Origin of the sequence: Kitasatospora griseola (genome assembly GCF_044999035.1) — a bacterium.
Lineage (GTDB): Bacteria > Actinomycetota > Actinomycetes > Streptomycetales > Streptomycetaceae > Kitasatospora > Kitasatospora griseola.
On sequence record NZ_CP173360.1, the window covers coordinates 2,193,895 to 2,215,840 of the forward strand.

Genomic DNA, 21,946 nt, shown 5'->3' on the forward strand with positions numbered 1-21,946 from the left:
CCAACAACAGTTGTTCCGCTAGAGACCGGAGCGGTTGGCCAGCGCCGCGCTGGTCTGCCAGTCCGCGTTGGCGCGGCTGAGCCAGCGAGCGGCTTCGGAGGGCCAGGGTCGGCCCGCGTCGATGTCCTGTTCGATGAGGGTGCGGACGGCGGCGAGTGCCGTCGGGCGAAGGTCGTCGCGGTGGACGGCGGCGGCCAGGGCTGCGTACGAGCCGGGGGTGTCGAGCAGTCCGCGGATCATGATCCGTTGGGTGGGCGGGTAGGCGGCAGCGCGGGCGATCCGTTCGATGGTGTCGAGAGCGGTGGCGGTGGTGGTCCGGCCGTGTCCCTTGTCGAGTCTGTTCCGTGGTGGCGGTGGCGGGTTCAGCAGGTTCGGCGGGTGGCGGCCGAATGGGGCTCGAAGGCGCGCCGCATCGGTCGTGGGTTCGGGCGCAGGTGCCGCTCGCGGTGGTCAGCGGGCCGGCTGCCGGGGCTGGTCGGGGGGATTGGAGGCGGCAGTCGAGCGGCTGGCGGCCGGTGCCAGCTGTGAGAGAACGACGCGGGTGCGAGCGGCCAGCGACCGCGCGGACGGACCGGGCGGGGCCTTGGGGATGAGGGGGCGGACGTCGAGGCACAGCAGGTGCTCGGATGTGAGGTCACGGCCGAGGCGGGCCACCGGCGCCGGGTCGGCCATCGCGGCGGTGACGGCTTCCAGGAGCGGGGCCGGGATGTTCTCCGACATCTCGATGGTCCAGCCCTCGGCTTCGCTGCCGCCGCTGATCTGCCAGGCGCGGCTCTCCCCGACGAACATCTGCCCGGCGGGGGCGGTGAAGCGGTAGACGCTGGCCATCTCGCCGTCCGGTGCGTCCCAGATCAGGTGTTCGCGGGTGCTGTTGTCGTGCCAGCCGGCGGAGATGATCGGCACGAGACCGTCCTCGGCGTTCCCGGCGGTCCGGATCAGCTCGCTCGGGTTGGCTGCGAGCGTGGTGTGCAGGGCGGTCACGATCTCCGGCGGGGTGCGGGGGTCTGCGGTGACCCGCCAGATCTCCTCGCCGCTCAGCAGGTAGTTGGAGGACGCGGTCCAGCTCGTCCCCGTGTCGTCGGTGGTCGACTGGGCGCGCAGCCGTCGGCACGGGCTGGTGTACACCGTGGTGGGGCCCTGCTTCTCGGTGGTCCAGCCCCGGCCGGTCAAGGCTTTGGCCGCAACAATGCGGTCGTGGCCGGGGCCGGCGAGGTAGACCGGGGCGACGATGGCCAGCGGCGCGGGCCTGAAGTCCGGGGCGAAGAGCTCCGGGGTGCGCGCGGCGGCCCCGGTCAGCAGACGGTCGATCGCATGGAGCGCCTGCGCGTGCTGGGCGGTCGGCAGCGATCCCCAGGTCCACGTGGTGCCGTCGCCGACCGGCCGGCCGTGCAGCGCTTCGGCGATCCCGCTGAGGTCCACCCCGTTGATCTGCGCCGTAGCGGCGTAGGCTGCCGCGTCCTCCAGGTCGCTGATGTTGAAGGGGACTTCACTCAGTACCGTGGTGAGGGGAGGTGTCGGCTTCCGGCTTGCGGTCCGCAGGTCGAGGTTGGCGCCCAGGTCCAGGTCGAGGAGCGCCGGCGCACTCGCTGCCGCCGCGATGACCATGTCTTCCACCAGCAGGTGCGCCAGGGCCCTCTGCTCCGAGGGAAGTTGGCCCCAGGTCGTCGGGGTGCGGCTCCGGCTGCTGGGGATGACCCGGTCCACGATGTACCACTCGGGTACGAAGTCGAGGTGTTCGACCTCCTCCAGGGCCGCCTCGCACAGCTCGGCCGCCGCTTCCCGCAGGTCCGTCTCGGTGTACGGGCTGGCGGCGGCTGGGCTGGCCTCCGTCCGGTGACCGAGGTGGGCCAGGAGTTCCTCGTCCATCCAGTCCCGGTCGCGCTGCAGGGGGGTGGGGTTGGTGAGGGCCCGGGTGAGTGCGTCGACGACGACCGCGGGGGCGTTGGTGGTGACCATGGCCTGCCAGTAGGGCGGGTAGCCGCCAGAGCCCCGCGGACCGATCTCCACGTACAGGTGGGGGTGGGCCATGAGGTCGTCCGGATCGCCGGGCGGGTCCAGGCGGACCTGTACTCGGGCGAGTTCGTCGGGAGCTTCGAGGTCGAGCATGCCGCCGCGGTAGGTGCTGCGCCAGCCAGCGTCGGTGAGGGTGCGGATCAGGGTCCGCCGGTCGGTCGGCTGCTGGAGGGCGGGGTGCGACTCGCCGGTCCAGTCGATGGTGGCCCCGGTGCGGGCGAGTACGTCGGTGACGGCCATGATGATCTCGGGCGGCGTCTCGGTCGAGAAGCCGGCCATCCAGGCCGGTGTGCCGAGGGGTTCCGGGGCGGCCGTGATCCGCCAAGCGGCGCCGGGGTCGAGCTGGCCGTCCGCGATGCGGAAGCGGTGGTTCGGGCTCCAGGCGAACTCCTGGCCCAGGTCGTCGTCGGTACTGCGGCCCCAGCCCTGCTGGACGAGGCGGTCGAAGACCCGGTTGATGTGGCTGGCCCCGGCGAGGTAAGCAGGGGTGATGTCGATCGTGGTTTCGGGGATGGCGGTTCCTCGGGGGCTGTCAGCGGCTGGGGCCGTGGGTGACGGTGGCGAAGCGGGCTGCTGGTTCGGGATCGGCGACGGGCCGCGGGGCGGCCGCCTCGCAGCCGCACCCCGGTGTTCAGCGAAAGCGCGGCCTCGGCCCGGACTCGGACGCCGAGAAGGCGATCTGGGTGGAGTCGGCAGCGGCGCGGGTCGGGGAGGTCGTGCGGGCGGCTCGGGCGCGGTGGGTGTCCAGCGGCGTCGGGCTGGAGGGGATCTCCGTCAGTTCGGCGGCGCCGACGACCGCCGCGCCGACGGCCAGGTCGCCGAGGTCTCCGATGTCGCGGATGGCGGGGGCGAGCATCGCGCTGACCATGGTGTGCAGGATCTGGTCCGGCGTGCAGATGCTGGCTGCGGATCAGCCGTCGAAGTCGCCGGCGATGTCGACGCTCCAGAATCCGTCCTGCCCGGCCTCCTCCCACTCCTCCGGGTCGAGAACCGCCTGAGTGTTGAGGACGATCCTGTCCTGCGGGCTGTGCTCGGCGAACGCCGTCTCGGTGCCCGCCGCGGTGTCCCAGATGAGGGTCCACCCGTGGGCCTGGAGGGGGGGCGCCACTCGTCGTCGGCGGCGCCCCCGGTGAGCCGCCGGCCGGTACGCAGCCGGTCGGCCAGCTCGGTGGTGATGGCCTCGACAACCTCGACCGGCGTGTTATCGGAGAGGCTGACGGTCCACAGCGGTGGGAGGAAGGGGCGTTCATGGACGGCGACCTTCCACTTCACGTCGCCGCCTTCCGGCTCAAGCCCGAGCCGGATTCGGCCGTCGGTGGAGATGATCAGCTGGTTGCCGCGGCCGTCGTCGAGGCGTACGGCTCCCGCGTCGGTGAGCGGCCGGATCGCGCGCTCGGTGTCCCGGGTGAGGCCGGCGTACAGGGCTGGGGTGATGCGGACCTGCTGCCAGGGTCGTTCGCGGGCGCGCTTGGCCCAGTGGGGATTGACCGTGGTCAACTACTGCTCCAGGTAGGCGGGTTCATGTGGTGCGCGGCCGGATCGTCACTGCGGCGGGCGCGATGGAGCGGGGGAAGTGGCGACCTGGACGTCGTCGGGTATGGGCAGGGCCTGGTGGGGTTGGTGCGGGGGTCAGCGGGACTTCGGCCGCGGGTTGTCGTGGCCTGGCGCTCCTGTGTGGCCGAGCGGGCCGGTGACCGCAGGAGGTGCGGCCGGTGTGGTTCGGGTGCGGGCTGCTGCGGACCGCGGTGAGTGGGCGGTGCCGAGGCGGCCGACTGCATGGTCGGCCGCTTCCCGGCCGGAGGCGACGATCTCGGCCGTCAACCGGAGGGCTTCACCGGCGTCTCCACCGACGCGGTGGTGGAGGGCCCAGCCGCCGGCCGCCCGCAGAACCCTGGCGCTGCGGTCCAGGACGCCGCCCTCCCCGGTGATGACGCCAGCCGCCCTGCGCACCTCAGCCGGGTCGGTGGCACGCAGCAGGTGGGTGGTGACCTCGTCGATACCCTCGGCCAGCCGTTCCGCGGTGTTGCTCGGCAGGGGCTCTCCGGTGACGGGGGCGAAGGGCTGTGGCGACAGGCGGACGCCGAGGGTGGGGTCGAGGGTGACGTCGTACCCCGCGGTGGCGAGGAGGACGGCCGCGTCGGTGGCGATCTCGTTGTCCTCGTACCGGGGGTGGCCGGCGCGCAGGGTGTAGTGGTTCGAGCGCCCGGGGGTGGGGGCGAACCCGGTGGTGCCGACGAGAAAGGCGGCGTGCGCGTCCCCGCCGGTCGCGGTAATCGCGCCGTCGTCGGTGCGTCGGATGGTGACTGCGTTCGGGCCGGCTCGGCCGGGGTCCGCCGGTCCGGGCTCGGCTGGTGCCTCGCCCTGGTCTTCGTGGGTGGGCTGCTGGCCGCGGGCGGGTGAGAGGTTGCGGCGATGACGCGGTTCGAGGTGGACCTGGGTGCGGTTGGCGGCAGGGATCCGGAGGCGCTGGCGGAGCGCCGGCAAGGGGGTGACGACCTCGTCGAGCGCCGCGCTGATGAGGGAAGTGGGCGTGTGGCCGGCGAAGACGGCATGCCAGCGCTCGCTAGGGTAGCCGCGGGGACCGCCCCAGACGGTGACGGTCGGACCGATCCCGCGGACGTCGCCGATGTTGTGGTTGACGGCGATGCCGGCGGTGGCGTCGGGACAGGTGCAGCTGTAGACGCCGTGGACAGGGCTGGTCTCCCGCGACCACGGTTCGTCGGCGGCGTCCAGGTCGGCCGCGATGGTGTCGTCCAGCGATCGCCGCCCCCACAGGAGTTCGTCGCGCACCGTCTCGGAGGCCGCGGTCAGGGCGTGGGAGAGGCGCTCGACCACCGCGGTGACGACCTCGACCGGGGTGCGGGTGCAGAACGTCGCGTGCCAGGTCCGCTTGCCGACGGGCGAAGCGTACGCGGCGATGGTCCAGCGGGGCCCGGTGCTGGCGTCGTGGTCGAGTTCGATCGCGGCGAGGAGGGACTCGTGCAGCGCGACGGTGGTGTCCTGCCCCGGGCCGTAGCGGCCCCAGGTGGGGAACGTTTCGAGGAGACGGGCGAGGGCTGCTTCGGCGTCGCCCGGTCCGGCCAAGTGGCCTGGTGTGACCACCACTTCGAGGTCGGGATCGGGGGTGCGCAGGGGGCCTCCTTCCAGGCGGGCGGAGCGGGACCGGGCCGCCGCGCGGGCGGCGGCCCGGCTGGCGCGGTCAGGCTACGGCCGACTCGACGGCCTCGGAGTCAGGGTCGGTCGCGCCCTCGGCGATCTGCCGCTCGGTCTCAGCGAGTCGCTGCTCGGCGATGCCGGCGTAGTGCGGGGTGACCTCCACGCCGATGAAGTTTCGGCCCTCCAGCAGGGCCGCGACTCCGGTGCTGCCGCTGCCCGCGCACACGTCGAGCACCGTGCCGCCGGGGCGGCAGATCTTGACCAGCTCCCGCATCACCGAGACGGGCTTCTGGGTGATGTGGACCCGACCGCTCCTGGGCTGGGAGGCGGTGTAGAGGCCGGGCAGGTAGACGGGGTGGGCGTCGCCGTCGATCGGGCCCTTGCTCCCCCACAGTACGAATTCGCAGTGCTGGGTGAATCGGCCCTTTTGCGGCCTGGCGGCGGGCTTGTACCAGGCGAGTGCGCCGCGCCAGATCCAGCCGCCGGCCTGCAGTGCGTCGCTCGTTGCGGCCAGCTGGCGCCAATCGGTGAAAACGAGGGCGACGCCACCATTCTTGGTCGCGCGGTAGGACTCGGCGAGGAGCTGGGAAAGCCAGTAGGTGTAACTCCGCTGATCCTTGTTCTCGCCGGGGAAATCGGCGAGGGAGTGGGCGGCGTCGTTCGAGGTGTACTTCGCTCGCGCCGTTCGTCCGGTCCGCTCCTGGGCGGTGCGCCCACCGGAATTGTAGGGCGGATCGGTGATCACGGCATCGACGGAGTTCGAAGGGATCGCGGCGAGCCGGACAAGGGCGTCGCCCTGGTGGATTTCGTAGGGCAAGGGGCGGGCTGACCTCCTGGTCGGGGATGGGGCAGCAGCGGCAACCGGCGGCGTGACCTGGCCTTTCGACGGTCGACAGAGATCCGGCGGGGCGGCTCCGGAGCGCTCGGGCTGCGGCTGCGTCAGGAACCTAGCCCAGGTGCGGCTCGCAACCTAAAACGCACCCCGAGCCACCCTGGCGAAGATCGTTTTAGGTTGCGAGCCGCACTGCGCCTATCGTCTGCCGCACCCCCGGAGATCACTCGGCCCGGAATCCCGTTTTAGGTTCCGAGTCGGTCCGGTTCTACGGTGGGACACCCCGGCCGAACACCGCTTTCTACCTGCACGCCGACCAGTTACCCGTTTTTGGTTGCGAGCCGAGAAGGCATTAGCGTCCGCCGGGAAGGCCGTCGGTACACCCCGGGCCGTGGGCGCCGCACCGTTTTAGGTTGCGAGCCCGCGATTCGATACCTTCGGCCGCCGCAAGCGAAATTCCACCCCACCCATCCCAGGGGACATCCATGCCTTTTTCGAGATTACGAGCGCGGCTTGCTGCCGCTCCCTCCGGCCCGCCCGCCTCCCGGCCGGGCGGGCCCACCCCGCACCCCTCCGCACGATCCGACAGGAGCCCCCGCCTTGCTCGCCCTCACCGCACGGATGCGGATGCCCAAGCCCCGCCCGCCGGACCCCCGCGCCGACGCGGCCGGAGGTGACGTTCGGAGGGCGCGATGAGCTGGCAGAAGTGGGTCGGCGGCGGTCTCGCCGGCCTCCTCCTGGCACCGTTCGCCCTCGCCTTCCCCGCCCTGGCGGTCAGCGCCAACGACTCCACCAAGTCCGACACCTGCACCCCCGGCACCGGTCCACAGCCTGTGGACAGCGCGGCCGTCGCCGCCCAGGTCAAGAAGATCCTGGACGGCGCGACCGGCCAGGTCGGACCCGTCGCCGGGCTGGACAACCCGGCCGTACAGATCCCCTTCGCGAAGACGATCACGGCGACGGGCATCTCGATGAACGTGTCCGCCCGCGGGCAGGTCGTCGCCCTGGCCACCGCGCTGCAGGAATCGAACCTGCGGAACCTGTCCTACGGTGACCGCGACAGCCTGGGCCTGTTCCAGCAGCGCCCGTCGCAGGGCTGGGGTACGGCCGAGCAGATCCAGGACCCGGTGTATGCCTCGACCCGGTTCTACAAGGCCCTGCTGGAGGTGCCCGGCTGGGAGCAGCTGCCGCTCACCGTGGCGGCCCAGAAGGTCCAGCGGTCCGGCTACCCGGACGCCTACGCCAAGTGGGAGCCGCTGGCGACCGCCCTGCAGCAGGCCATCTCCCAGGTGTTGTCGGGGAGTTCCACTCCTGTGCCGACGCCCTCTCCGGGCACGACCCCGTCACCGAGCCCGTCCGCGCCGGCCACGCCGAGCGGCTGCGGCACCGGGGGTGACGACGGAACGAACTGGGGCGTCATCCCGCCCGGCGTCCTGCCGGCCGGTTACCAGATCCCCACCGATGCCCCGCCTGCCGTGCAGAGCGCCATCAAGTTCGCGCTCGGCCAGCTGAACACGGCCTACCAGTGGGGCGGCAGCTGCACCGACTCCCATGGCCAGGACCCGATGGGCCGCTGCGACTGCTCATCCCTGACGCAGCAGGCGTACAAGGCCGGCGGCATCACCCTGACGCGCACCACGTACACGCAGGTGGCCGAGGGTACCGCGGTGCCCGTCGACGCCATCCGCCCGGGCGACCTGCTGTTCACCCGGCCCGGCCCCAACGGCCCGGAGCACGTCGGCATGGCCATCGGCCAGGGCCTCGTGGTGCACGCACCCAAGACGGGCGATGTCGTCAAGATCTCCACGCTCGCCTCGTGGAAGGGCGACATCATCGCCGCCCGCCGCATCGCCCCCTGACGGCAACTGCCGTCCTTCTCAGCGCACTTCGCGCACCTTACCCCCTCCCGCGTGGCCCGCCCGCGCACCTTCCTGCCCCTCTAGCCGTGGAGTGTGTTTGCTCACCTACTACCTCGCCGACGCCGCCACGCAGCTGGCGTACGACCCCGGCATCTCGCCGTCCGAGGGCGGCCTGCCCGGCCTGTCCGTCCTGAAGTCCACCGTGGGCAGCATCAACTTGTTCGCCATCATCGCGGTGGTCGGTGCGCTCTGCGTCAGTGGCATCGTCTGGGCCTGGGGCCACCACACCGGCTCGCACGGCAGCGAGCAGAAGGGTAAGCAGGGCGCCTTGGTCGCCGCGGGCTGCGCCCTTCTGCTGGGTGCCGCGAACGGCATCGTCAGCTTCTTCTCGACGGTGGGGACCAGCGTCCACTGATGCCGAAGTTCTCGCCGCTCGCCGGCCAGTCCACCATGCTGCGCCGGCTGCTGATCGGCCTGGGCGTGCTCGTGGTCGTCGCCCTGCTGGCCGGGCTCACCGCCCGGCTGGCGGGCGGCGACCACCGCACCCCGAGCGCCGATAACTCCCCGTCCTCCCCTACTGCTTCCGCAACTTCGACCGTTTCGCCGCTCGGCCCCGGACCCGCCCCCTCGGACGGAGCGACACCGGGCCCCTCCGTCGTCGCTGCTCCGCCGCACACCAGCGACCCCATCAAGTTCGCGACGGCGTTCGCCACCGCGCTGTGGAGCTACGACACCCGCACCGCCACCCAGCCTCAGCAGCTGGCCGGCCTCCGCGGCTGGCTGACCGGCGAGAGCAAGTACGCCGACCCGGACGCCCTCGCCGCCCAGCTGCCGGACCCGGTCCTGTGGAGCCGGATGCGCGACAACGGTCAGCACGCTGTCGGCGAAGCCGCCGAGGCGCACCTGCCCGCCGCCTGGCAGCAGGCCATCGGCAAGGATCCGACTCAGCTCACCATCGCCTACGTCTACGCCGTCACCGTCACCGGCAAGCAGACCGTCAGCTGGAACGACGGCGGCCGGGGCGCGGAGGACCGCGCTGTCACCCTGGCCGTCCAGTGCCGACCGGGCCGCGACTGCGCGCTCGCCTCCATCGCCACCACCGTCTACCCCTGACCTCCTTCCCCATCGGTCCCGACCAGAGGAGCTGATCGCCCATCGGTTTCTGCGACATTCCCGGCTCCGGCCTGCTCTGTGACGTCATCGTCGGCGGCGTCAGCGACTCCGTCACCGACTCCATCGGCAACTGGGTCGCCAAGAGCGCCGGCGACCTCGCCAAGTCCGCGGTCGACCTCGCCTCCCGCGCCGTCGACAAGACGACCTCGGTCGACCTCGGCGCGGAGTGGTTCCGCACCAACTACGCGACCATCCTGCCGATCGCGCTGGTCATGCTGGTGATGACCTTCATCTTCCAGCTGATCCGCGCGGCTTGGAGGCGGGATGGCCAGGCGCTCGGCCAGGCCGTCACCGGCACGGTGAGCGCCACACTGTTCGCGATGACGGCGATCACCTTCACCGGCGTCTCCCTGGTCATCGTCGACGCACTCTCGCGCGGGCTGTTCCAGATCGCCAACTCCAGCATGGACGACGCGGTCAGGCGTCTGGTCAAGGTGTCGATGATCGGCATCACGTCGCCGCTGGGCTGGGCGATCCCTGCGCTGGTGGCGCTCGGTTGCGCGGCCGGGGCGATCCTCTACTGGGGCGCGATGGTCCTGCGCAAGGTCACGATTCTCGTGCTCGTCGTGCTCGCACCCTTCGCGGCGGCCGGTGGGGCGTGGGAGCCGACCCGCGACTGGCGACGCCGCTGGATCGAGGCCACCGCCACGGTCGTTTTCAGCAAGTTGATCATGACGATCATCATGCTCGTCGGCGTCTCCGCGCTCGGCCAGAGCGACACCAAGGACGGCATCCAGGCGTTGTCGGACATCATCGCCGGCCTTGTCGTCATGACCCTGGTGTTGCTGTCCCCGATGGCGATCTACAAGTTCGTCCACTGGGCGGGCGACGGCGGGCAGGGCCACGATCTGCACCGCAGCACCGCCACCGGTCTGCAGGTCGGCGCCGCGACCGCCCAGAAGGCCGGCCGGATGGCCGCGACCGCGGGTGCCGGCGGTGCCGGCGGAGCAGCGATGGGCGGGGCCGCCCCGCAGGGCCCAGCGCAGGTGCCCGGCCAGGACGCCCCGGCCGGCGGCAGCGTCGGCAGCCCGGGCTCCAGCGAAGGCTCGTCCCCGTCGCAGAACACCTTCCGCTTCCCCGGCACCTCCTCCGGCGGCGGCGATGCGATCGGAAAGGCTCTGATCACCCGCCGCGCCCAGCAGTCTGGCGGCGACCAGGGCCAGCCGCTGGTCTCCCGGGCACCGGCCTCCGGCCAGTCCTCCGGGGGCGGAGCGAGCGGAGGAGCAACCGCCAAGCCCACGAGCGCAGTTGCCGCCGCCGGTGGGAGTGCGGGTGCCACGCAGGTGGTCTTCAGCGCCGCACGTGGCGCCGTCGCCCAGGCTCCTGCCACCCCGCCAGCGTCCGCCGCTGGCCCCGCCCCGTCGGCGTCCGCCGCTGGCCCCGCCCCGTCGGTGGCCGCCGCTGGCCCCGCCCCGTCGGTGGCCGCCACCGGCTCGGTCTCGGCACCGAGCAGCCCCGTCGGCCCCTCCACGCCGCCGACCTCCTGACCAGCACCGGCCGGGGCTGCCGCCCGCCCCGGCCGGTGCCCCCGCCCTGACCGAAGGAGTCGCCCCTGTCGGCCGACCTTCCCACACCGACCGTCCGCTTCCCCAGTCGATCCCGACGGGGAGTTCTGCTCGGGCTGACCGCCGCCCAGCTCACCGTCGTCGGCACCGCCGGCGCGATGCTCCTGGCCACCATGGTCGCCACCGGACTCGCCGGAGCCGCCCTCGCCACCCCGCTCTGGGCCCTGGCCGCCGCCCTCGTCATCGTCCGCTTCCACAGCCGCTCCGTGGCAGATTGGGCCCCGATCCTCATCCGGTACTACCTCCGCCGCGCCAAGGGCCAGCTCCTCTGGCTCGCCCGGCCCGCCACCCGGCCCCGCCGCGACGGCCTGCTCCACCTGCCCGGCACCGACGCCAGCCTGCGCGCCGTCACTGCCCCCGGCGGCACGCTCGGCGCGATCCACAACCCCCAGAAGAACACCCTCACCGCCGTCATCCGCGTCAGCTCCCGCGCCTTCGCCCTGCTCGATCCCTCCACCCAGGCCGGTAACGTCAATGCCTGGGGACGGTGCCTGGCCTCGCTGGCCCGCACCGGCTACATCACCGCCGTCCAGGTGATCGAGCGCACCGTCCCCGACAGCGGCGACGCCCTCGCCCGGTACTGGGCCGAGAACGGCCGCCCCGACGCCCCCCTCGCGGGCCCCGTCTACGAGGAACTCCTCGCCGCCGCCGGCCCGACCGCGGCCCCGCACGAGGCGTACATCGCGATCAGCCTCGACCTCAAGGGCGCCCGCCGCCTGATCGGCGAGGCCGGCGGCGGCCTGTCCGGCGCGTTCAGCGTCCTGACCCAGCTCGTCCCCGGCTTCGAGCAGTCGCTGCGCAACGCCGGACTCAACCCCCGCGGCTGGCTCAGCACCGGCGATATCGCCGCCGTGATCCGCTCGGCCTACGACCCGAAGGCCCTCGCCAACCTGGAGCAGTGGTCCGAGAGCGGCGAAGCCGTCGCCGACCCGGCCGCCGCCGGCCCCGTCGTGGTCGTCGAGGAACCAGGCCGCCTGACCACCGACACGGCCTGCCATGCGGTGTACTGGATCGAGCAGTGGCCCCGCTCCGAGGTTACCCACGGGTTCCTCCACCCGCTGGTCTTCGCCGGCGGCGCCCGCCGCACCCTCTCCCTCACCTACGGGCCGCAGGCACTGGATGCCGCGCTCAAGGCGGTGCAGCGCACCAAGGCGTCGATCGTCGCCGACGCCGCCGAGCGGGTCCGCAAGGGCCAGGTCGACTCCGAGGCCGACAGCATGGAGTACGCCGACGCCAAGCAGCACGAGCGCGAGCTGATCTCCGGTCACGCCGACGTCGACCTGACCGGCCTGGTGGTCGTCAGCGCCGACACCCCGGAGGAACTGCGCCGCGCCTGCGCCTCGATCGAGACCGCCGCCGCCGGCACCGGCCTGGACCCGCGGCTCCTGCGCTGGCAGCAGGCCGAGGCGTTCGCGCAGGCGGCCCTGCCGCTCGCCCGCACCTGACGGGAGGCCGGCCGTGCACCACCCACCCACCAGCGACCACCGCCTCCTGCGCTTCGCGACCGCGGGCGTCGACGTCCACCACCACACCGCCATCCCGGAGCAAGAACCCGTCTCCCGCGGCGAGTTGGACGCGCTCCACGCTCACTGCGTCGCCCTGTTCGCGCTGCTCGACACCCACACCGGCACCACCCGGCCGCTCGCCCCGGCCGAGGCCGGCCACCTCCACGCCGCCCGCATCCGGCTCTGGCAGACCTGCGACGCCCTCCACGACGCCTACCACCGCGCCCCGCGGGCCGACGGACGCCGCCCCACCCGCGAAGCCTGCGCGCTGCGGCTGCCGGAAGGCGCCCCCGACATGGTGATCTGCCAGCGCCACAGCACCACCTCGGGCCGCGTCCGGGTGATCGCCACCCCCTCCGAGCTCCGCGGCACCCCGACCACAGCCCCTCGCGTCTGACAGGAGAAACGTTCCTGCGCCCCCGCTCCGCCAGTGCCACCCCCCTGTTCACCCCGACCCGCTCGGACCGCGCCGCCCGCCGCCAGGCCAAGCGCGACCTCGCCGCCGCCCGCCGCGCCGCCCGCCAGGCCGACCGCCCCCACCGCCCGAAGAGCCGCCGCGAGGAGAACGCCGAACTCCTCCCCACCTACCCCGCAGCCGGACGCCCCGGCCCCGCCTCCCTGCGCGGCGGCCGACTGCGACTTCCCGCGCACCGCATGACCACCGCGACCGCCTCGGCCGCCTACCCCTTCCTCGCCGAGGGCGGCCTCGGGTCAGCCGGCGTCCTGATCGGCCGCGACGTCCACGCCGAGGCGTCGTTCGTCTTCGACCCCTTCGCCCTGTACGGGAAGGTTGAGAACTTCACCAACCCGAACACGCTGGTGGCCGGCGTGATCGGCCAGGGGAAGTCGGCGCTGGCGAAGAGCATCGCTTTGCGCAGCACGGCATTTGGTTACCGCGTCTACGTCCCATGTGACCCGAAGGGCGAGTGGACGTCGGTCGCGGAGGCGATCGGCGGGACCACCATCGCGCTGGGGCCGGGGCTTCACGGAAGGCTCAACCCGCTCGATGCGCCGCCCGCTCCGGTCGGCGTCGACCCGGCGGACTGGGCGGGTGAGGTTCGCAAGCGCAGGCTCCTGCTGCTCGGCTCGCTGGCCCGCACGGTCCTGCGGCGCGACCTGGCGCCGATGGAGTACACGGCGATGGACATCGCGCTGGACGCGGTGGTCGACCGGTGCGCGCGCACGGGCCAGGTCCCGCTGCTGGGCGACGTCGCGGCCGTTCTCGGGCAGCCCGCCGTCCTGGACGCCGCGCTCGGCGATCCCACCCGGCGCGTCGGCGCAGCCGCCCAAGACCTCGCCCATGCCCTGCGCCGACTGGTCAACGGCGATTTGGCGGGCATGTTCGACGCGCCGTCGACCGCGGAGTTCGACCCGAAGAGTCCGATGCTGACAATCGACCTCTCGCGGCTCGGCTCCTCGGGCGACGACACCGCGCTGACGCTGGCGATGACCTGCGCGTCCGCCTGGATGGAGGCCGCGCTCAGCGACCCCAACGGTGGTCGCAGGTGGGTGATCTACGACGAGGCGTGGCGCGTGATGCGGCACGCGGCGCTGCTGGAACGCATGCAGAGCCAGTGGAAGCTGAGCCGCGGCCTGGGCATCGCGAACATGCTGATCATCCACCGCCTGTCCGACCTGCTGTCGGCCGGTGACGCCGGCTCACGGACCCGGGCGCTCGCCGAGGGCCTGCTGACCGACTGCGCGACCCGCGTAATCTACCGGCAGGAGAGCGACCAGCTGGCCGCCACCGCCGGCCTGCTCGGCCTCAGCGGTGTCGAGACCGCCGCCATCGCCGCCCTCGGCAAGGGCCGCGGCCTGTGGAAGGTCGCCGGCCGGAGCTTCGTGGTCCAACATCTCTTGCACCGCGCTGAGTTGACCCTGTTCGACACGGACGCCCGGATGCATGCGGCTCCGGATCCGGCATGATCACGCCCGGCCGCCTGCGGCTGCTCCGCGTGGTGATCGACTCCGATCCGGCCGATCCCGGCAACGTCCTCGTCGCACAGACCGCCCTCGTCGCGGACGGCGTCCTGCAACACGCCGGGCTGCTTCCCGGAGCCGGTGGCCAACCGGCCACCGCGCCCGTCGGCGCCCAGGTCACCGCTCCAGGCCCAGCAGCGCCCGCCCTGGCCGGCTCCACCCACCACCGCTGACCGCCAGGAGTTGCCATCGCTCACGTCACCATCGCCCACCTGCCCGACCGGGACACCATCGTCGCCGACCCTCCCGACCGGCGCAGCGCGTACTGGCTGGAGCAGGCCGGCTTCGTCCGAGACGACGCCCTGCGGCTGCACCGCATCCGCCACGACACGAGCGCCTCCACCGCCGAGCGGCAGATCCGCGACGCACGCCGGCTGCTGGCCGCCGCCGACTACGGGATCACCCGGGTGTACAGCGCGGACGAACAGCGCCTTCGTGCCAAGTCCCCACCACCGCTGGGGACGTCGGTTCCCCCGGGCCCGCCGCGGACGCTCGGCGACCGCACCATCTGGGTGCACCTGGTGAGCGAGGACGTCGCCGCCGGCCACCTGGTGATCCACGCGCACCACCAGGAACCCGAGGGGGCGGTCGAGCTGCTCGTCGACTACCCCGGCGCCGGCGAGGCGGCGGTGTTCTACACCGAGCAGGGCAGCGGCCACTACGGCCCCAGCCGTCACCCGGACTTCACCTCCGCCCGCGCAGAGTGGACCTCCTACGGGTACGCGGCCGAGGCACCGATGCCCGGCGCCCGGCGTGCCGCTGCCGCCCGGCAGACCTCCCCGGTGGTGCTCGGCCGCCCGGGTGCGCTCCCGGTGGGACCACCGCGACCCGTGTTCGGCGCCGGACTCATCGGTCCGAGCCTGGAACCCCCGTTCTGACCTTCCCCTCCCCAACCCTGCTGCCATTCCTACCTCTTGGAGACGCATGTCGACCATGACGCTCACCCGCCAGGACGCCCGCCTGGAGGCCGCCCTTGGCCAGAGCATCACCGCCCTGATCGCCAACGAGGCCCGGGCCGACGCGCAGACCGCGCGGGTGCTCGCCACCCACCGCGCGCTGGTGGCCGCCGAGACTGCGGTGTCCTTCCAGCGCGTGCGGCTGATCAACGTCGCCGCCGCCCATCGGCGCGTCGACGACGCCGTCCTCGACGAGCTGGATGCGCAGTTGGAGACGCTGGAGGAGGCGGCCGAGGAGCGCGATGTACTGGAGGCCGACCTGGTGCGGCTGCTCCAGGCTCGCGAGGACGAGGCGAAGCGGAAGGCCGCCGAGGCCGCGCCGGCCACCGGCCCGGCACCGCTGCCCGTGACGACCGTCCCGGCCTCGGCCCGGCGCCGCTGAACGGGAGCCCGATGCCCACGACAACGGGCCCCGGCGCCCCCGGCGGGCGGGTGTTGTTCGGGTGGGACTACGACCACGGCGAATTCGTGGTGCTGCGCGGCCAGGTGCCCCAGCCCGCCCGTGAGGCGATCTACCAGGCCGGCTTCTCGAGGCGCGGTGATGCGCTGGACTGCTGGCACCAGCGCCGCAGCGTCGAGCCGCACGAGCAGATCCGCAGGGCCGGACGGCTCGTCGACCGGCTGGTCGCGGCCCGGGTGTCGGTCGCCAACTGGCACCGCCCCGAGCAGCGCAACGGTGACCTGTCCGAGCACTACCGGTGGCTGCAGGACGAGGGCCCCTTCCCTGACGCCGACCGCGTTGCCGAGACGGCCCGGGCGATCGTCTCCGCCGACCTGGCGGCCGGCCGCCTGATCCCCGCCGACCACAAACTCGCCCACGAGGTGGTGTCCGGCACCGTGGTCGTGGAGGCCATGCACGCCTGGGACGACGGCGTCGGGTGGTGGCTGGCACGCGCTCCGGAAGGCCCCGGCTCCCATACCTACATGGTGCTGCGGCACGACCCGCAGCACCTGAACGTCACGGACCACTACGCCGATTGGTATGGGCCACAGGCCCGCCGCGACTTCCGGGCGACGCAGATGCGGGACACCACCCACCCGCCCGCCACCCGCGCCCAGGTCGCCCGCCCGTCGCGCCGGGCACGGCTGGCAACCGCCCCCTCCACCGCACCGCTGCCGCCCGGACCGGCTCCCCGCCGCACTGCCGCCCGCTGACCGAGCCCCCTTGGAGGACACCCGCTTGCCCCACCAGCAGCCCGCCGGCGTCACCTTCCGCCGCCTGGCCTCCGCCGGGATCACCGTCACCACCACCAGCCGCGATCCGGCCGTCCTCGCCGCCCTGGCCGACGCAGGATTCAGCCTCGGCCTCCAGCACGCACCGGAGCGCTACTCCCTGGCCGAACGCGACCCGATCGCCCAGTCCAGGGCGGCGGCCCAACTCGCAGCCGCCCTGGAGGACATGGGAGTGCCAGTTGCCTCCCGCTCCGCCCAGCTGGCCGGCCTCGACGGAGTTGCCGTCACCGTCGCCCCCTCTGCGGCAGCACGAGCCGCCGCCGCCCTCACTGCGACCGCAGCGCACGCCGCCACCGTGTCCGACCAGCCCCGCCCCGCTGTGCCCACGTCCCCGTCGCCGGCACCGGCCGCCCGCCGCTGACCGCGTCCGCCATCTGCCCCGAGGAGCAGCGCATCACCCCCGAGCACGTCTCCATCACCCGCGATCCGCAGTTCGGCGTCGTCGCCGAGGTCAGCCCCGACGCCTCACCGACCGCCCACACGCTGCTCGCCCGCGCCGGCTTTCGCCAGCTGGCCGACGGGCGGCACGGCATCGACCGCAGCGAGCAGAACATCTTCCTGCACGCCCGGCAGACCACCGCCGCCCTGCGCCGGGCCGGAGTCCGGGTCTCCGCGGACCCCGCCTTCGACTACAACGACGCGACCCGGCCCGGCCCCGACAGCCCGGCCGCACGCGCCGCCGGCCCGGACGCCGTCGTCCAGGTCGGCGCCCCGGCTCCGCCCCGCAGCTTCGACGTCCACATCGGCCGCCACCCGCAGCTGGGCATCGTCGCCACCAACCCGTACAGCAACCCGGCCGCCGCGTACGCGCTCGCCGAGGCCGGCTTCACCAACACCGGCGGACGTCATCCGGGCCTCTACGTCATGGACGAGCCCGAGTTCGAGGGCGACAAGCGGGCCGCCACCGCCGTCTCCACGCTTCGGGACAAGGGACTGCGAGTCGCATCCGACCTCGCCTTCGAACCGCTCAGCGGCCCGTACGAGTCCACCGACTTGTTCGCCACCCGGCTGATCGAGGAGATGAACCGCACGCCGCCCTCGTCCGCGGCACCGCCGGCCCAGGTCGCGCAGAACGACGACCCGTTCGAGACCCGCGTGTTCAAGGCACCCGTTCTCGGGCCCGTCACCCCCACGCCGACGGACCCGTTCAACACGGTCGTCCACCCGCCGTCCGGACCGAGCCGGGAGGATCAGCGCGCGGACGCCCTGCTGCACGACCGGGCTGCGCTGAGCGCCGAGATCGCCTCCCGGCTGCGGGCGATCGAGGACCAGGTCCGCACGAGCCCGGGCAGCGTCGACCTGACACGGATCGAGGCGATGGTCGCCGAGGCCACCACCGTACTCGCCGGCGCGGGCAAGGACCTCGCCGCCGTCGCGGCCCGCCCCGCCGCCGCACCGGCCCCCCGCGCGAGCGGCCCCGGCAGCCCTCGTGCCCGCGCCGCGCTCGCCACCAGCGGCCGACTCCGCTCCACCGCCGCCCTGCACGCCACCGGCACCGCCACCGCCGCCGCGTCCGCCCCGGCCGTCGACCCGCGCATCGCGTGGGCCAGCGGACACCAGAACTCCCGCTGACCAGCGCCCAACTCCGCTCCCCTCACGTCCAGTTCACAGGAGATCCGACATAGCTGTCCGAACCCGGTGGTCCGTCGAGCACGACTGCGGCCACACCGTTGATCACGATCTGTCCTCCCGCCCCGCCGACAAGCGCGCCGGCTACGCCCGCTGGCTGGCCACCCGCTCCTGCCGCGACTGCTGGCTCGCCGAGCGCAAGGAGGACACCGCCGAACGCGAGGCGTGGATCGCTGCCCGCCGCGCAGAGGAGCAGGAGGCCGCCACCGCGTGGGCCGCCCAGTTCGGCATGCCGCCGCTGGAGGGCCCCGAGCGGGCCATCGCCTGGGGCGAGCGTTGCCGGCACCAGCTCGTGACCACCGCCTACCAGGCCCTGGTGGTCGAGGGCCCGGTCACCGAGGAGGCGTGGCTGGCCGTCGAGAAGCAGCTTCGCACGCTGGACAAGGCCGGCTGGTGGATCGACCAGCGCGAGTCCGAGCCGGCCGACCTCCCCGAGCTGGCCTCCGCCGCCACCAGCGCGGACCGCGTCACCGAGAACCCGAACTGAGCACCGGCCCCACCACTGCGGCCCGGCGGCCTGCCCACCCTCCACGTTCCCGCTGCCCCGCCCCCCAGGAGAAGCGCTGCCCTCCAACTCCGAACGGCTCTACCACTTCTACGTCGACGGCGCTACACACGGGCCCTACCCGGGCATGGTCGACCCCCGCGGGACGACCGGCCACATCGGGCCCTACTGCAGCCCAGCCTTCTCCCGGCCGGTCGCCGAGCAGATCGTCGTCGACCTGCACTCCGATAACTGCGGACTGACCGGCCGCTGGGACGGCAGCCTGCTGGTCTTCGAGTGGACACCCGACTACGACGGGGACGGCGGCACGGAGACCGTCACCCCGGACGAGCACGGCCGCTACCGGATCGGTGGCCGCTGGCCCTGGGACTACGACGGCCCGCTCGATGCCGCCGAGCGCCACCAGGCCGCACTCGCCCGCTCCGCCGCCCGTCTGGGCAACAGCCCGCCCCTCGTCGCGGCGCCGGTGCTCGCCTCGGCCGGCCCGACGGTCGCACCGGCCCCCGGACGGTGACGTGCACCCCACGATCGCCCGGTACGCCTCCACCCGCGACCTGCTCGCCTCCGCCACGGCCGCCGCCGCCCAGCAGCAGCAGACCCTGCGTCTGATCGACGCCTGGCGCCCCGTCGCGGACCTGCCCGCTCTCCACCAGACGGCGTTCGCCGCGGAATTGGCCGCGCACCTGCCGCCGCCGGCCGGGTTCGCCGCCGCCCTGCGCACAAGGCTGGTGTGGCAGTGCACCCTGCGCACCGACCCCGACGCCCAAGGCCCTGCTGACCACCGCTTCCAGGAGACCGCCCGGCGCATCCTGGCCGCCACCGGAATCGCCACCGATGAAGACCCCGCCTCGTGCCGGTGGGCGCTGCTGCGGCTCGGCGGCCACGAGGCCCGCCTCGTCGCGCCTCTCGCCCGGCCGGACGGCAGCGTCGTGGACACCGGCCGCGACCGTTCCCTCGCCCTGGCCGTCTGCCAGCTCGCCGAGAGCCGCGGCACCGGCGCCCACCACCCCCGCGCGGCGACGGCTGGCACCGTCGGCCACCGGGCCGGTCTCCTCTCCACCCCTTCTCCTGTCGTCTCCGCCGCGGCCCGATCCGGGCGGCGCCTGTAGAAAGAGGACGACCGTTGTCCGACGCCCTCGCTGCCAGGCCCCTCGATGTCGCCGAGCAGGCCATCGCCCGTGCCGGCCGCGCCTTCGCCGAGATCGTCGAAATCGCGCCGTCGCTGACGGCCCACGAGGCCGCCGAGGTGCTGCTGGGCCTCACCCTCATGCCTGGTGCGGTTCAGCAACTCGCCGACGCCGTAACCGAGATCGGCCGTCAGGTCGCTCAGCAGTACGGCGACCGACCGCCGCTGTGGGAGCCGCTGCTCACGGAGGCCACCGCCATCTCCGCTGCGGCCTTCCGCACGGCCGCTACCGCCGACGCCATCGCCGAGGCCGCGGACGAGACCACCCGCAGCCGGGCCGCCACCACCCAGTCCCCGGCCCTGCGGGCCGCCGGCACCACGGCCGCGGTCCACCTCTCCCCGGCCGTCGCCGTGCCGCCGCACCCCCACATCGTCGAGCCTCCCCACCGCTGACCGCACAGTCCCCGCCGGCTGACCACCCGCCGGCCGCCGGGCCGATCACCCACGTCTCGGGCCTCCGTCCCGCCGTGATCGCCGCCCGCTCACCGCCCGCTCCGGGCCCCTGCCGCCGCGCGCCCCTGCCCGACAGGCCGCACCCCCTCAAGGAACCCGCTCCTGCCCGCCTCTCCCAAATCCCCTTCTGCCAGCCCCGGTTCCGATGCCCTCCTCTACGCGCTCATCGGCGCGGGCGTCGTGGTCGCGGTCTTCGGCACCTTCGCCTGGCTCGGCGGCAACGCCGCCACCGCCGCGACCACCGACCACGCCTCGTGGGCACCGTTCCAGCCGGTCGACGCCGCCCTGCATCCCGACCGGGCCTTCCCGCACCTCAGCCCGCTCCTGCTGCTGATCAGCACCCGCGTCGCCCCGGCGCTGCTGTCGATCGCGCTCGGCGCGGCCGGCCTGCTGCTGTGGTCCAAGCACCGCCGCAAGCCGACCGGCCTCGCCGGCCGGAGCGATCTCGCGCCGCTGCTGCCCGCCGAGATCACCGCCAAGGCCCGGGACCTGCGCCCCAGCCTCTCCAAGGCCAAGCCCCGTGAGATCAGCCCCGACGACACCGGCATCCTGCTCGGCGACCTCTCCCCCAGTGGCCCCGAGGTCCGCTCCAACTGGGAGGACGTCGCGGTCGCGATCATGGCGCCGCGATCCGGCAAGACGACCAGCATCGCCGTGCCAGCCATCCTGCGGGCCCCCGGCCCTGTCCTCCTCACCTCGAACAAGGCCGCCCGCGACGCCTACACGGCCTGTCTGGAGGCCCGGTCCGAGGTCGGGCGGGTGTGGACGATGGATCCGCAGCAGATCGCCCACACCCCGCAGGCGATGTGGTGGGACATCCTCGCCGACGCCAAGGACTTGCCGGGTGCGCGACGGCTGGCCGGGCACTTCGTCGCCGCGGCCGTCGACGAGTCCTCGCAGGGCGATTTCTGGAGCACTGCCGCCCAGAACACGTTGTGCGCCCTCTTCTTGGCCGCGGGCAGCGACGGCCGGCCGATCACCGACGTCCTCAAGTGGCTCGCGGTGCCCAGCGACCGCACCCCGGTCGATATTCTCCGTGCGCACCAGCTGATCGCCATCGCAGACCAGCTCCAGGGCACTGTCTCCGGTGCGGTTGAAACCCGCGACGGCATTTATGAAACCGCTCGCCAATACGCGGCTTGCCTTCTCGATCCGCAGATATCCAAGTGGGTCACACCGAATCCTGACCTGCCGGAGTTCAAGCCGGAGGAGTTCGTCACCCGCAAGGACTCCCTGTTCCTTCTTTCCAAGGACGGCGGCGGATCGGCAAGCGCCCTGATCGCTGCCGCTGCGGATTCCGTGATGCGCACTGCGGTGATCGAGGCCGAGCGCGCTGGGGGCCGTCTCGATCCACCGCTCCTCGCCATTCTGGACGAGGCCGCAAATGTGTGCAAGATCGGGGATCTCCCTGATTTGTATTCCCATCTCGGGTCTCGCGGCGTCATTCCGATCACCATTCTCCAGAGCTACCGCCAGGGCCAGAAAGTCTGGGGGGAGGCGGGCATGGATGCCATGTGGAGCGCGGCCACCATCAAACTGGTCGGCTCCGGCATCGACGACGCCGATTTCGCCGACAAGCTCTCGCGCCTGGTCGGCGACCACGACGTGGAGACGGTTTCGCATTCCACGTCCGAATCAGGCCGCTCCACGTCCGTCAGCATGCGCCAGGAGCGCATCCTTCCGCCCGACCAGATTCGTGCTCTGAAAAAGGGGACGGCGCTTCTCTTCGCTACCGGTCTGCGCCCCGCGCTGCTGACCCTGCGGCCCTGGTACAAGGAGGCCGGCGCTGCCGAGGTCGGCGCGGCCTCCTCGCGGCAAACCGCTCTGATCACCGAACGGGCGATGGCCAAGGCCGGTGGTGTCGCATGATCTACACCACCGAACCGGCCACCCGAATTCTC

26 protein-coding genes and 1 pseudogene are annotated in these 21,946 nt (G+C 73.0%); 18 read left to right on the plus strand and 9 right to left on the minus strand.

The window, feature by feature from the left end; all coding sequences use genetic code 11:
• Positions 1 to 18 precede the first annotated feature (18 nt).
• From ACI1MP_RS09910 to ACI1MP_RS09940, 7 genes and pseudogenes are all read right to left on the minus strand, one after another.
• A complete protein-coding gene (locus ACI1MP_RS09910) occupies positions 19 to 240 on the minus strand; it encodes a hypothetical protein (protein WP_404868394.1) in 222 nt (73 codons plus the stop codon).
• 210 nt (positions 241 to 450) lie between these two features.
• Positions 451 to 2,709 carry a DUF317 domain-containing protein gene (locus ACI1MP_RS09915; protein WP_404870790.1) on the minus strand — a complete coding sequence of 753 codons (2,259 nt, stop codon included), beginning with the start codon at positions 2,707 to 2,709 and terminating at the stop codon, positions 451 to 453.
• Complete coding sequence (locus tag ACI1MP_RS09920; protein ID WP_404870887.1) at positions 2,645 to 2,881, minus strand: hypothetical protein; 237 nt, start codon at positions 2,879 to 2,881, stop codon at positions 2,645 to 2,647. The genes ACI1MP_RS09915 and ACI1MP_RS09920 overlap by 65 nt, the downstream gene beginning before the upstream one ends.
• Positions 2,882 to 2,923: 42 nt before the next feature.
• Positions 2,924 to 3,121, minus strand: a complete 198-nt coding sequence (locus ACI1MP_RS09925; RefSeq protein ID WP_404870888.1) for a hypothetical protein — start codon at positions 3,119 to 3,121, stop codon at positions 2,924 to 2,926.
• A 59-nt stretch (positions 3,122 to 3,180) separates the two neighbouring features.
• A pseudogene (locus ACI1MP_RS09930) lies at positions 3,181 to 3,510 on the minus strand (DUF317 domain-containing protein); the annotation flags it as partial.
• Between the two features lie 132 nt (positions 3,511 to 3,642).
• A complete protein-coding gene (locus tag ACI1MP_RS09935; RefSeq protein WP_404868395.1) occupies positions 3,643 to 5,097 on the minus strand; it encodes a DUF317 domain-containing protein in 1,455 nt (484 codons plus the stop codon).
• A gap of 115 nt (positions 5,098 to 5,212) precedes the next feature.
• A complete protein-coding gene (locus tag ACI1MP_RS09940) occupies positions 5,213 to 5,986 on the minus strand; it encodes a DNA-methyltransferase (RefSeq protein ID WP_404868396.1) in 774 nt (257 codons plus the stop codon).
• Positions 5,987 to 6,693: 707 nt separating this feature from the next.
• Here ACI1MP_RS09940 and ACI1MP_RS09945 point away from each other — a divergent pair.
• The 3 genes from ACI1MP_RS09945 (at position 6,694) to ACI1MP_RS09955 (ending at position 8,973) form a co-directional block, all read left to right on the plus strand.
• The gene (locus tag ACI1MP_RS09945) at positions 6,694 to 7,860 is read left to right on the plus strand and encodes a C40 family peptidase (protein ID WP_404868397.1); all 1,167 of its coding nucleotides are present in this window, start codon (positions 6,694 to 6,696) and stop codon (positions 7,858 to 7,860) included.
• 97 nt (positions 7,861 to 7,957) lie between these two features.
• Positions 7,958 to 8,275, plus strand: coding sequence for a DUF6112 family protein (locus ACI1MP_RS09950; RefSeq protein ID WP_189278178.1), 318 nt, complete (start codon positions 7,958 to 7,960; stop codon positions 8,273 to 8,275).
• The gene (locus ACI1MP_RS09955) at positions 8,275 to 8,973 is read left to right on the plus strand and encodes a hypothetical protein (protein ID WP_404868398.1); all 699 of its coding nucleotides are present in this window, start codon (positions 8,275 to 8,277) and stop codon (positions 8,971 to 8,973) included. The genes ACI1MP_RS09950 and ACI1MP_RS09955 overlap by 1 nt, the downstream gene beginning before the upstream one ends.
• Positions 8,974 to 9,214: 241 nt before the next feature.
• On the opposite strand, the gene ACI1MP_RS09960 is transcribed toward ACI1MP_RS09955, so the two are convergent.
• Positions 9,215 to 9,373: a hypothetical protein gene (locus ACI1MP_RS09960; protein ID WP_189278182.1), complete on the minus strand. Its 159-nt coding sequence runs from the start codon at positions 9,371 to 9,373 to the stop codon at positions 9,215 to 9,217.
• On the opposite strand from ACI1MP_RS09960, the gene ACI1MP_RS09965 reads away from it, so the two are divergent.
• From ACI1MP_RS09965 to ACI1MP_RS10005, 9 genes are all read left to right on the plus strand, one after another.
• Positions 9,354 to 10,520, plus strand: a complete 1,167-nt coding sequence (locus ACI1MP_RS09965) for a type IV secretion system protein (RefSeq protein ID WP_404868399.1) — start codon at positions 9,354 to 9,356, stop codon at positions 10,518 to 10,520. The genes ACI1MP_RS09960 and ACI1MP_RS09965 overlap by 20 nt on opposite strands.
• Before the next feature lie 65 nt (positions 10,521 to 10,585).
• Complete coding sequence (locus ACI1MP_RS09970; protein ID WP_404870791.1) at positions 10,586 to 12,043, plus strand: SCO6880 family protein; 1,458 nt, start codon at positions 10,586 to 10,588, stop codon at positions 12,041 to 12,043.
• A gap of 13 nt (positions 12,044 to 12,056) precedes the next feature.
• Positions 12,057 to 12,500 (plus strand): DUF6238 family protein, encoded by a 444-nt coding sequence (locus ACI1MP_RS09975; protein ID WP_359820886.1) that lies wholly within the window; start codon positions 12,057 to 12,059, stop codon positions 12,498 to 12,500.
• Complete coding sequence (locus ACI1MP_RS09980) at positions 12,497 to 14,029, plus strand: ATP-binding protein (RefSeq protein WP_404870792.1); 1,533 nt, start codon at positions 12,497 to 12,499, stop codon at positions 14,027 to 14,029. Before ACI1MP_RS09975 ends, ACI1MP_RS09980 begins: the two co-directional genes overlap by 4 nt.
• Positions 14,026 to 14,256 (plus strand): hypothetical protein, encoded by a 231-nt coding sequence (locus ACI1MP_RS09985; protein ID WP_404868400.1) that lies wholly within the window; start codon positions 14,026 to 14,028, stop codon positions 14,254 to 14,256. Before ACI1MP_RS09980 ends, ACI1MP_RS09985 begins: the two co-directional genes overlap by 4 nt.
• 234 nt (positions 14,257 to 14,490) lie before the next feature.
• On the plus strand, positions 14,491 to 14,961 hold the full coding sequence (locus ACI1MP_RS09990) for a hypothetical protein (RefSeq protein WP_404868401.1): 471 nt from the start codon (positions 14,491 to 14,493) through the stop codon (positions 14,959 to 14,961).
• A 46-nt stretch (positions 14,962 to 15,007) separates the two neighbouring features.
• Positions 15,008 to 15,421 (plus strand): hypothetical protein, encoded by a 414-nt coding sequence (locus ACI1MP_RS09995; RefSeq protein ID WP_376089932.1) that lies wholly within the window; start codon positions 15,008 to 15,010, stop codon positions 15,419 to 15,421.
• Positions 15,422 to 15,432: 11 nt separating this feature from the next.
• Positions 15,433 to 16,194 carry a hypothetical protein gene (locus ACI1MP_RS10000; RefSeq protein ID WP_376089935.1) on the plus strand — a complete coding sequence of 254 codons (762 nt, stop codon included), beginning with the start codon at positions 15,433 to 15,435 and terminating at the stop codon, positions 16,192 to 16,194.
• A gap of 25 nt (positions 16,195 to 16,219) precedes the next feature.
• On the plus strand, positions 16,220 to 16,633 hold the full coding sequence (locus ACI1MP_RS10005; protein ID WP_404868402.1) for a hypothetical protein: 414 nt from the start codon (positions 16,220 to 16,222) through the stop codon (positions 16,631 to 16,633).
• A 104-nt stretch (positions 16,634 to 16,737) separates the two neighbouring features.
• Here ACI1MP_RS10005 and ACI1MP_RS10010 read toward each other — a convergent pair whose 3' ends face one another.
• Positions 16,738 to 17,121 (minus strand): hypothetical protein, encoded by a 384-nt coding sequence (locus ACI1MP_RS10010; RefSeq protein WP_404868403.1) that lies wholly within the window; start codon positions 17,119 to 17,121, stop codon positions 16,738 to 16,740.
• A 15-nt stretch (positions 17,122 to 17,136) separates the two neighbouring features.
• On the opposite strand from ACI1MP_RS10010, the gene ACI1MP_RS10015 reads away from it, so the two are divergent.
• From ACI1MP_RS10015 to ACI1MP_RS10040, 6 genes are all read left to right on the plus strand, one after another.
• Positions 17,137 to 17,844, plus strand: a complete 708-nt coding sequence (locus ACI1MP_RS10015) for a hypothetical protein (protein ID WP_404868404.1) — start codon at positions 17,137 to 17,139, stop codon at positions 17,842 to 17,844.
• A 286-nt stretch (positions 17,845 to 18,130) separates the two neighbouring features.
• Positions 18,131 to 18,388 carry a hypothetical protein gene (locus ACI1MP_RS10020; protein WP_376089947.1) on the plus strand — a complete coding sequence of 86 codons (258 nt, stop codon included), beginning with the start codon at positions 18,131 to 18,133 and terminating at the stop codon, positions 18,386 to 18,388.
• A gap of 145 nt (positions 18,389 to 18,533) precedes the next feature.
• Entirely contained in the window at positions 18,534 to 18,920 is a 387-nt protein-coding gene (locus tag ACI1MP_RS10025) for a hypothetical protein (RefSeq protein WP_376089950.1), read from the plus strand.
• A gap of 1 nt (position 18,921) precedes the next feature.
• Entirely contained in the window at positions 18,922 to 19,515 is a 594-nt protein-coding gene (locus tag ACI1MP_RS10030) for a hypothetical protein (protein ID WP_404868405.1), read from the plus strand.
• Between the two features lie 14 nt (positions 19,516 to 19,529).
• A complete protein-coding gene (locus tag ACI1MP_RS10035; protein WP_404868406.1) occupies positions 19,530 to 19,985 on the plus strand; it encodes a hypothetical protein in 456 nt (151 codons plus the stop codon).
• 162 nt (positions 19,986 to 20,147) lie between these two features.
• Positions 20,148 to 21,914, plus strand: a complete 1,767-nt coding sequence (locus ACI1MP_RS10040; protein ID WP_404870793.1) for a type IV secretory system conjugative DNA transfer family protein — start codon at positions 20,148 to 20,150, stop codon at positions 21,912 to 21,914.
• Positions 21,915 to 21,946 lie beyond the last annotated feature (32 nt).